The 9,092-nt window shown below is 39.6% G+C and carries 7 protein-coding genes, 9 tRNA genes and 1 pseudogene; 16 read left to right on the top strand and 1 reads right to left on the bottom strand.

The genetic code is table 11. From position 1 onward, the window contains the following. Positions 1-19: 19 nt before the first annotated feature. The 9 genes from G574_RS0109010 to G574_RS0108970 all read left to right on the top strand — a co-directional run bounded on the left by G574_RS0109010 (position 20) and on the right by G574_RS0108970 (position 806). Positions 20-93 (top strand) — tRNA-Pro (locus G574_RS0109010). Between the two features lie 5 nt (positions 94-98). Then, positions 99-172, top strand: a tRNA-Met gene (locus G574_RS0109005). Positions 173-188: 16 nt separating this feature from the next. After that, positions 189-262 (top strand) — tRNA-Ile (locus G574_RS0109000). A gap of 13 nt (positions 263-275) precedes the next feature. After that, positions 276-365, top strand: a tRNA-Ser gene (locus tag G574_RS0108995). A 9-nt stretch (positions 366-374) separates the two neighbouring features. Continuing rightward, positions 375-448: transfer RNA gene (locus G574_RS0108990), tRNA-Met, on the top strand. Between the two features lie 14 nt (positions 449-462). Further along, positions 463-535, top strand: a tRNA-Phe gene (locus G574_RS0108985). Between the two features lie 3 nt (positions 536-538). Continuing rightward, positions 539-609 (top strand) — tRNA-Gly (locus tag G574_RS0108980). Between the two features lie 32 nt (positions 610-641). Beyond that, a tRNA-Ile gene (locus G574_RS0108975) sits at positions 642-715 on the top strand. Positions 716-718: 3 nt separating this feature from the next. Then, positions 719-806: transfer RNA gene (locus G574_RS0108970), tRNA-Ser, on the top strand. Positions 807-1,248: 442 nt separating this feature from the next. On the opposite strand, the pseudogene G574_RS12025 reads toward G574_RS0108970, so the two are convergent. Further along, a pseudogene (locus tag G574_RS12025) lies at positions 1,249-1,723 on the bottom strand (ISL3 family transposase); the annotation flags it as partial. A 348-nt stretch (positions 1,724-2,071) separates the two neighbouring features. On the opposite strand from G574_RS12025, the gene G574_RS0108960 reads away from it, so the two are divergent. The 7 genes from G574_RS0108960 to purC all read left to right on the top strand — a co-directional run bounded on the left by G574_RS0108960 (position 2,072) and on the right by purC (position 9,092). After that, positions 2,072-3,505, top strand: a complete 1,434-nt coding sequence (locus G574_RS0108960; protein ID WP_029691904.1) for a CHAP domain-containing protein — start codon at positions 2,072-2,074, stop codon at positions 3,503-3,505. Between the two features lie 125 nt (positions 3,506-3,630). Then, entirely contained in the window at positions 3,631-4,593 is a 963-nt protein-coding gene (locus G574_RS0108955) for a ribose-phosphate diphosphokinase (RefSeq protein ID WP_017770453.1), read from the top strand. A 123-nt stretch (positions 4,594-4,716) separates the two neighbouring features. Beyond that, positions 4,717-5,892, top strand: a complete 1,176-nt coding sequence (locus G574_RS0108950) for a pyridoxal phosphate-dependent aminotransferase (RefSeq protein ID WP_029691903.1) — start codon at positions 4,717-4,719, stop codon at positions 5,890-5,892. Then, positions 5,882-6,637, top strand: a complete 756-nt coding sequence (gene recO / locus G574_RS0108945) for a DNA repair protein RecO (protein ID WP_029691902.1) — start codon at positions 5,882-5,884, stop codon at positions 6,635-6,637. Before G574_RS0108950 ends, recO begins: the two co-directional genes overlap by 11 nt. 112 nt (positions 6,638-6,749) lie before the next feature. Continuing rightward, positions 6,750-7,754 carry a phosphate acyltransferase PlsX gene (gene plsX, locus G574_RS0108940; RefSeq protein ID WP_029691901.1) on the top strand — a complete coding sequence of 335 codons (1,005 nt, stop codon included), beginning with the start codon at positions 6,750-6,752 and terminating at the stop codon, positions 7,752-7,754. After that, positions 7,747-7,989 carry a phosphopantetheine-binding protein gene (locus G574_RS0108935; RefSeq protein WP_029691900.1) on the top strand — a complete coding sequence of 81 codons (243 nt, stop codon included), beginning with the start codon at positions 7,747-7,749 and terminating at the stop codon, positions 7,987-7,989. The genes plsX and G574_RS0108935 overlap by 8 nt, the downstream gene beginning before the upstream one ends. 395 nt (positions 7,990-8,384) lie before the next feature. Continuing rightward, positions 8,385-9,092 carry a phosphoribosylaminoimidazolesuccinocarboxamide synthase gene (gene purC, locus G574_RS0108930; protein WP_029691899.1) on the top strand — a complete coding sequence of 236 codons (708 nt, stop codon included), beginning with the start codon at positions 8,385-8,387 and terminating at the stop codon, positions 9,090-9,092.

The raw sequence follows: 9,092 nt of genomic DNA, 5'->3' as shown, positions 1-9,092 counted from the left end.
TCCTCTAGGGTGCATACTTCGGGAAGTAGCTCAGCTTGGTAGAGCACTTGGTTTGGGACCAAGGGGTCGCAGGTTCGAATCCTGTCTTCCCGATATTTGGCGGTGTAGCTCAGCTGGCTAGAGCGTCCGGTTCATACCCGGGAGGTCGGGGGTTCGATCCCCTTCGCCGCTATTTATGGTTGTTGCTTGGACCTTTAGCTCAACTGGTTAGAGCACTCGGCTCATAACCGAGCGGTCGTAGGTTCGAGTCCTACAAGGTCCATTTACTTTTTTTTGGAGGATTACCCAAGTCCGGCTGAAGGGAACGGTCTTGAAAACCGTCAGGCGTGTAAAAGCGTGCGTGGGTTCGAATCCCACATCCTCCTTAATATTATCGCGGGATGGAGCAGCTAGGTAGCTCGTCGGGCTCATAACCCGAAGGTCGTAGGTTCAAATCCTGCTCCCGCAATTAGAATTAAAATTGGCTCGGTAGCTCAGTTGGTAGAGCAATGGATTGAAGCTCCATGTGTCGGCGGTTCGATTCCGTCTCGCGCCATTTGCGGGTGTAGTTTAGTGGTAAAACTACAGCCTTCCAAGCTGTTGTCGCGAGTTCGATTCTCGTCACCCGCTTTATAGTTTATTATAAACCAAGCATAGTGCTTGGGCGCGTAGCTCAGGTGGTTAGAGCGCACGCCTGATAAGCGTGAGGTCGGTGGTTCGAGTCCACTCGTGCCCATTAGGAGAATTACTCAAGAGGCTGAAGAGGACGGTTTGCTAAATCGTTAGGTCGGGTAACTGGCGCAAGGGTTCGAATCCCTTATTCTCCGTAGTTATAATGATTAGCATTTTATTACTTTATCAATTCACTATACTTGATAAAATAATAGATTTTTGAGAAGACCAATTTAGTCTTCTCTTTTTTAATGTTGGCATTCAGATAAGTACAAATGCAATTTTTCTAGGATTTTTAATTGGTCAAATGTATCTGAAAGATGGGAAGTAAAAAGAATCGATTATTGAGTTTTTGGATGTTCTATTGAATTGCTTTTCCATTGCATTTCAGGGCAGCATACTCATGGAATTTATGGTCAAATTGATTCATGATTTGGATGCGGATACGGTTTATGCTTATGTTCAAAAGGGTTCAAGGACAACCTGAGCTTGGAAATAAGAAAACGAAAAGTTTAGCCAGTGGATAGTACGGTTACGAATGACACAAACGTAGTTTGTGTCATTTCCGACTTTTTATAGCATCTCTCCATGCAATGGAAACATGTCTATAATAATGATATTTACGCAATTTCTGACTTGTCTGGAATACCATTGAAAGTAGTTTCGGATAGTGGCATACGTGTTTCCGTCAAGGATTGTGATGGCTTTTAGCGAGTCAAAATCTTGAATAATGAAACTCATTTAGCTTGTGAATAACTGTTGGGGTGGAGACGGCAAGGTGTTTGACGATATCTGTCATAGATTGTTTTTTAATGAGTAGCTGGGTGATTTTCTAATGAACGATGCTTGCGATTTGGTTGTCCTTCTTGATCAGAGAGATTTTTGCGACAGCCGTCTTTCTATATTCTTTACAATCGAAACGGCGCTTTTTAAAATGAATGAGGGGTGGATAATCGGTAGACTCAAGGTGAGGGATTTTAGAGGCTTTTTGGAAATTGTATTTACTCATATGTTTCATATAGTCAGAGCTTCTAGGAGTTGGATAGTTCAGTTTTGTCAGAATTTCCTTATGAATCTAAGAGTCTGCATAATCCATGATAGTGCTATTAGGGTATTTATTTTCCAGTAAGTCTATGATAAAATCTTAGCGCTTTATTGCAGGGCGTGTGGATTTTTTCTACAGTAAAAAACTCCACAATCTCTGCAAGATGGTTCTACTACAGTTTTATAGATCCCAAAATACTTTTTTGAAAATTTTTACACTAAGTATTGCTTCTTTGAAGTGATAATAGGTTGCGGTATCAGTTTTTTACAGTGTTCAGTCATTTGATTTAAACGAATTGTAACAATGACGTAATATATATAGTACTATTTTTTGGTAAAATGTTTATTGTCTAATTACGAAGGAGTAGTTTTTAACATGAAGAAAAGAATTTTATCAGCTGTTCTATTGAGCGGTGTAACGCTTGGAACAACTGTATCTGTCAATGCAGAAGACTATGATACGAAAATTTCGGCAAAAGATGATGCTATTGCTAACTTGACTAGTCAACAAACTGCAGCGCAGTTAGAAGTTGAATCTATTCAAACACAAGTTGGTACCTTGTCAGCTCAGCAAGCTGACTTGGAAATTCAGAATGCGGAATTAAAAGAGAAATCAGCAACTCTATCAGTAGAAATTCAGACCTTATCTGAAAAAATTGTAGCACGTAATGAATCCTTGAAAAAACAAGCACGTAGTGCACAAAAACAAAATACTGCTACTAATTACATCAATACAATCATTAACTCGAAGTCAATTTCAGATGCCATCAGTAAAGTTGTTGCGATTCGTGAAGTTGTCTCAGCTAACCACAATATGTTGGAGCAGCAAGAATCAGATAAAGAAACACTTGCTGAAAAACAAAAGGCCAATCAAGCAGCAATTAACACAATTGCTGCCAATCAAGCTACTTTGGAAGCAAACAAATCAACCTTAGTAACCCAACAGGCTCAATTAGAGGCTGCACAGGCTACTCTTGCTGTAGAATTAGCTACTGCAGAAGGTGAGAAAACATCATTGGTTGCAGAAAAATCAACTGCTGAGTCAGTGGCAGCATCTGTGTCAACATCACAATCAGTGGCAGCAGCTGTTTCTGCATCAGAATCTGCTTCTGCAGTTGAAGCAGCAGCGTCAGCATCAGCAGTAGCTTCAGAGGCAGCGGCTTCAGCAGCTGCTAGTGCAGCAGCATCGGAATCTGTTGCAGTTGAAGTAGCAGCGTCAGAGTCTGCTAGTGCAGCAAAACAGGCAGCGACTTCTCTTGCATCAGCATCAGCAAGTACAGCAGCAGTTGAAGCACAAAAAGCTTCTGAACAAGTAGCGTCAACGTCAACTACACCTGCATCACAAGCAGCAAGTGCTCAGTCTGTGGCGTCAGTATCACAGTCCGCTTCAGCAGCATCCCAAACAGCACAAGCTACTCCAACTGTTTCTCGTCCAGTTGCTAGCCAAACAGCTTCTGTCACTCCAACAGTAAATACAGCAGGTAATACTTACCCTATTGGTCAATGTACATGGGGTGTGAAATCTTTGGCACCATGGGCTGGTAATAACTGGGGTAATGGTGGACAATGGGCTGCTTCAGCAGCAGCAGCAGGATTTAGTGTGGGTTCTACTCCAACTGTAGGTTCTATTGCTGTTTGGAATGATGGCGGTTATGGACACGTGGCATACGTAACAGCAGTTGAAAGTTCAACACGCATTCAAGTTATGGAATCAAACTACAATGGTATTCAGTCAATTGGAAATCACCGTGGTTGGTTTAATCCAACAGCTACTTACCAAGGTGCAGCTGTTTATATCTATCCAAGATAATATGCAAAAAAGGGGATTTGATCCTCTTTTATTTTTCCTTTTTATTAGGACTTATCCGTAATTTTGTTTGAAAAAAAAGTGTAAAAACGGTAGAATAATAGGGGACTAAACAGATGGAGGAAATCATGTCTTATTCTAATTTAAAGTTGTTTGCATTATCATCAAACAAAGAATTAGCAGAGAAAGTTGCTGAAACAATTGGCATAAATCTTGGAAAATCAACTGTGCGTCAATTTTCGGATGGAGAAATTCAAGTAAACATTGAAGAGTCTATTCGAGGGCATCATGTCTTTATTTTACAGTCAACAAGCTCGCCAGTTAATGACAATTTGATGGAAATTTTGATTATGGTTGATGCTTTAAAACGTGCAAGTGCGGAAACTATTAATGTTGTCATGCCTTATTATGGTTATGCACGTCAGGACCGTAAAGCACGCTCTCGCGAGCCTATTACTTCAAAATTAGTAGCAGACATGTTAGAGGTTGCAGGTGTTAATCGCCTATTGACTGTTGATCTTCATGCAGCACAAATTCAAGGTTTCTTTGATATTCCTGTTGACCATCTTATGGGGGCACCATTGATTGCTGATTATTTTGATCGTCATGGTCTTGTTGGTGATGATGTCGTTGTTGTGAGTCCGGATCATGGTGGTGTGACGCGTGCGCGTAAGTTGGCACAATTTCTACACACTCCTATTGCGATTATTGATAAGCGCCGTAGTGTCGATAAGATGAATACTAGTGAAGTCATGAATATCATTGGTAACGTCGAAGGTAAGACATGTATTTTGATTGATGATATGATCGATACAGCGGGTACCATCTGTCATGCGGCAGATGCCCTAGCAGAAGCGGGAGCGACATGCGTCTATGCGTCATGTACTCATCCTGTCTTATCTGGTCCAGCGCTTGAGAATATTCAAAAATCAGCGATTGAAAAATTGGTTGTATTGGATACGATTTACCTTCCTCAAGAACGTTTGATTGACAAAATTGAGCAAATTTCGATTGCTGATTTAATCGGTGATGCGATTATTCGTATTCATGAAAAACGTCCCCTTTCTCCACTGTTTGAATTATCGAAATAATTATATTAATTGTTTTTTGAAGAGTTTCTTAATTGAAGAAGCTCTTTTTCTTTTTATCAGTTGTGCAATCTGTCAGAATTTTTTGTATAATGGGATATTATATCTAATTAAAGGAGAGCTCATATGGATGTCAGCCATCGCTATAATCATAATCTAGATCAATTGGAGGTTTCTTTGATCCGTCAATTTGATCAATCTATTTCTGGAATTCCTGGGATGCTTAGGATGACACTAGGTGAGCCTGATTTTCCAACACCTCAACATATAAAAGATGCAGCTAAGAGGGCTATCGATGAAGATAAGAGCTACTACACCGGTATGGCTGGACTTTTGGAATTGCGCCAAGCAGCTTCTGATTTTGTTAAGGAAAAATATGGATTAACTTATGATCCAGAAACTGAGGTTTTGACGACTATTGGAGCAACAGAGGCCATATCAGCTAGTTTGACAGCTATCTTAGAACCGGGTGATCGTGTGCTGTTTCCTGGCCCTGGTTTTCCTATCTATGAAGCCTTAACGAAAATGCTTGGTGGCGAGTTTATTGAGATTGATACGTCTAAAACGGCATTTGTTTTGACACCAGAGGTTCTCGAGGAAGCTATTCTTGCTCAAGGAGACAAGTTGAAGGCTGTTATTTTAAATACGCCGACAAATCCAACAGGGGTTGTCTATACGCGCCAACAAATTGAAGCTTTAGCTAATGTTATTCGAAAATACCCTATTTTTGTCATTTCAGATGAGGTATACTCAGAAATTACCTATACTGAAGAAGGTCATGTGTCTATTGGAGAATATCTTCCTGAGCAAACGATTGTTATTAATGGTTTGTCAAAATCACATGCGATGACAGGTTGGCGATTAGGTTTTATTTTTGCTAATAAAGCTTTATGCCAGCAGTTGGTTAAAAGTCACCAATATTTGGTTACTTCAGCTACAACGATTACACAGTATGCTGCGATTGAGGCCTTAAGGAATGGTAAAGATGATGCTTTACCGATGCGTGAAGAGTACCGTAAGAGACGAGATGTTATTGTTGAAGCTTTAACAGATCTTGGTTTTGAAGTCATTCGTCCAGATGGCGCTTTCTATATTTGGGCTAAGATCCCAGGTGAAGCAGGCAAAGATTCTTATGCTTTTCTAGAAAAATTGGCTCATGAAAAAGCTGTAGCCTTGATTCCGGGGATTGCTTTTGGTCCATACGGTGAGGGTTACTTGCGTATTTCTTATGCTGCTAGTATGGAAGTTATCCAAGAAGCCATGAAGCGATTGAGAGAGTTTATGTTAGGCAATGATCAATAAAGTATCTCAGGGAATTGTTCTCTATAATAGAGATTATAGAGAGTCTGATAAGTTGGTTAAAATTTTTACAGAAACAGATGGAAAACGGATGTTTTTCGTGAAACATGCTAGAAAATCCAAATTAACGTCTGTTATTCAGCCCCTAACGATGGCTGAGTTTTTGGTGAAAATAAACGATAGTGGGCTTTCTTATATCGATGATTACCGTGAGGTGACTTATCCTAAACACATTACGGATGATTTGTTTAAACTGGCTTATGCGACCTATATCATGGCTCTGGCCGATGCTGCTATTCCAGATAATCAACCTGATTCGGCACTTTTTGCTTTTCTGGAAAAGGTCTTATCTCTGATTGAAGAAGGATTAGATTATGAGGTATTGACCTTGATCTTTGAAGTTCAACTCCTACACCGCTTTGGGGTCTCGCTTAATTTTCATGAATGTGTTTTCTGTCATCGAGTGGGTTTACCGTTTGATTTTTCCTTTCGTTATGCAGGTATTTTATGTCCCGATCATTATCATGAAGATGAGCGGCGTCTTCGCCTAGATCCCAACGTTCTTTATTTAATTGATCGTTTTCACTCTTTGTCGTTTCAGGATTTGAAACATATTTCCATAAAGTCTGAGATGACAAGAAAATTAAGAGATTTTGTCGATATTTTATATGAGGAATATGTGGGTTTACACTTAAAAAGTAAGAAATTTATAGATGATCTTGGTAAATGGGGCGATGTGATGAAGTAATTTCTGATAATAAGGCAAAGGCTGAAAATCAGATAAAAACATGCTATAATAAAAGGCGTTTATATGGCAGCTCTGCTATTTTCCAAAGAAAAAGAAGTAATGAGGTATAATCATGAAACGTATCGCAGTCGATGCTATGGGTGGCGATCATGCCCCACAGGCCATTGTGGCAGGTGTTAATAGAGCTCTTCACGATTTTTCAGATATTGAGGTTCAACTTTATGGTGATGAAGCTAAGATTCGTCCGTATTTGACGGAGAATGAACGGGTTAGCATTGTTCATACGAGCGAAAAGATCGACTCTGATGATGAACCTGCTAAGGCTATTCGTCGTAAAAAAGAAGCATCGATGGTTCTAGCTGCTAAGGCCGTTAAGGAGGGGCAAGCAGATGCTGTTCTGTCTGCGGGAAATACGGGAGCTTTGTTAGCAGCAGGTCTCTTTGTTGTTGGGCGTATTAAGGGCGTGGAACGTCCTGGATTGCTCTCCACTTTACCAACGACGGATGGTAAAGGGTTTGATATGCTAGACTTGGGAGCTAATGCTGAGAATACGCCGGTACATCTACACCAATATGCTATTTTGGGCTCTTTTTACGCACAAAATGTTCGGCATATTCAAAAACCTCGTGTAGGTCTTTTGAATAATGGGACAGAAGCAACTAAAGGTGATCCTCTTCATAAAGAGACGTATGAGTTATTGTCCAAAGATCCATCCATTCATTTTGTAGGGAATGTAGAAGCGCGTGACTTGATGTCTGGGGTGGCAGATGTTGTCGTTAGTGATGGTTTTACAGGAAACGCTGTCTTAAAAGCTATTGAAGGAACAGCATTGACCATTATGGGAGGGTTGAAAACTTCTATTAAATCTGGTGGTCTCAAAGCAAAAATAGGAGCTCTCTTCTTAAAAGATAGTTTATATCAACTTAAATACACCATGGATTATTCTTCAGCTGGAGGTGCAGTTCTTTTTGGTTTAAAAGCGCCAGTGGTGAAATCTCACGGTTCTAGTGATGACGCTTCGATTTATCACACCATTAAGCAAATTAGGACAATGTTAGAATCAGAAGTAGTTGATCAGCTAGTTGCAACTTTTGCTAAGGAGGATGAACGTGTCTAAGGAAGTTATTTATGAAAGAATTACGAAGGTTGTTCGTGAACAGCGACATGATACAGAGCTTTTTATAACATTAGAAACAAGTTTGCGTGATGATTTAGAAGTTGATTCGATTGAGTTGATGGAATTTATCATTGCTCTTGAAGATGAATTTGGGATTGCTATTCCTGATGAAGATGTTGATCAATTAGATAATATCAAAGATTTAATTGATTATCTTGACAGTAGGACACATTAAAAGTTGTTGCTGAGGGCAAGGCTGACTTGTCTCCCTTAAAGGTATTAGAAATTATTTGAATTTAGGGATAGAAAAAGAGTTTGGAGGTCCAAGCTCTTTTTTTTTGATATGGACTAGAATCTGAAGGCTGATGCATATTATTGAAGAGGTTTCCACCATCTCTCAATGTTTTCAAATACTATAGCGATGTGTCAAATTTTCTACTATTTGAGCATGTTTATTTCTATATAGAAAGTTTGAATTTATAAAATACGTTCAAATTTAACATAGTAGAAAACTTTGTTCGCTTTTAAGCGTATCAAAGATGCTATTTTAGTAAATGATACAAAAAATGTTTGGTATTATATTTTAACTGTGTTATACTTTAGTAAAAGTAGTGAAAGGCGAACAATAAAATGAAACGTGAGCTTATTTATTCAGGTAAGGCCAAAGATATTTACAGTACAGATGATGACAATGTGATTATTTCCGTTTATAAAGATCAAGCGACCATGCTAAATGGCGCCCGTAAGGAAGAGGTTAAGGGGAAGGGAATACTAAATAATCGCATTTCGTCTTTTATTTTTAACAAATTGAATGCTGCTGGCGTAGCGACTCACTTCATTGAACAATTGTCTGATACCGAGCAACTCAATAAAAAGGTGGACATTATTCCGCTGGAAGTGGTCTTGCGCAATATCACGGCTGGTTCTTTTTCCAAACGCTTTGGGGTGGAAGAAGGGATAGAACTTGCGACGCCGATTGTGGAATTTTACTATAAAAACGATGACTTAGATGATCCTTTTATCAATGACGAGCACGTTGCTTTTCTGGATTTGGCAAGTACGGAAGACCTTGCCTATATCAAGGCAGAAACGCGGAAAATCAATGATTTATTGAAGGATTTGTTTGCTCAGATTGGTCTGCGCTTAGTCGATTTTAAACTGGAATTTGGCTATGACAAGGATGGTCATATTCTATTGGCGGATGAATTTTCGCCGGACAATTGCCGTCTGTGGGATGCGGAGGGAAATCATCTGGACAAGGATGTTTTCCGGAGAAATCTTGGGTCTCTAACGGATGTCTATGAGTTGGTATTGGCAAAATTGCAGGAAGTGAAATAG

Origin of the sequence: Streptococcus hyovaginalis DSM 12219 (genome assembly GCF_000420785.1) — a bacterium.
In the GTDB taxonomy this organism is placed as follows: Bacteria; Bacillota; Bacilli; order Lactobacillales; family Streptococcaceae; genus Streptococcus; species Streptococcus hyovaginalis.
Note: the sequence above shows the minus strand (reverse complement) of the source record. Positions and strands in the feature narration are given on the sequence as shown.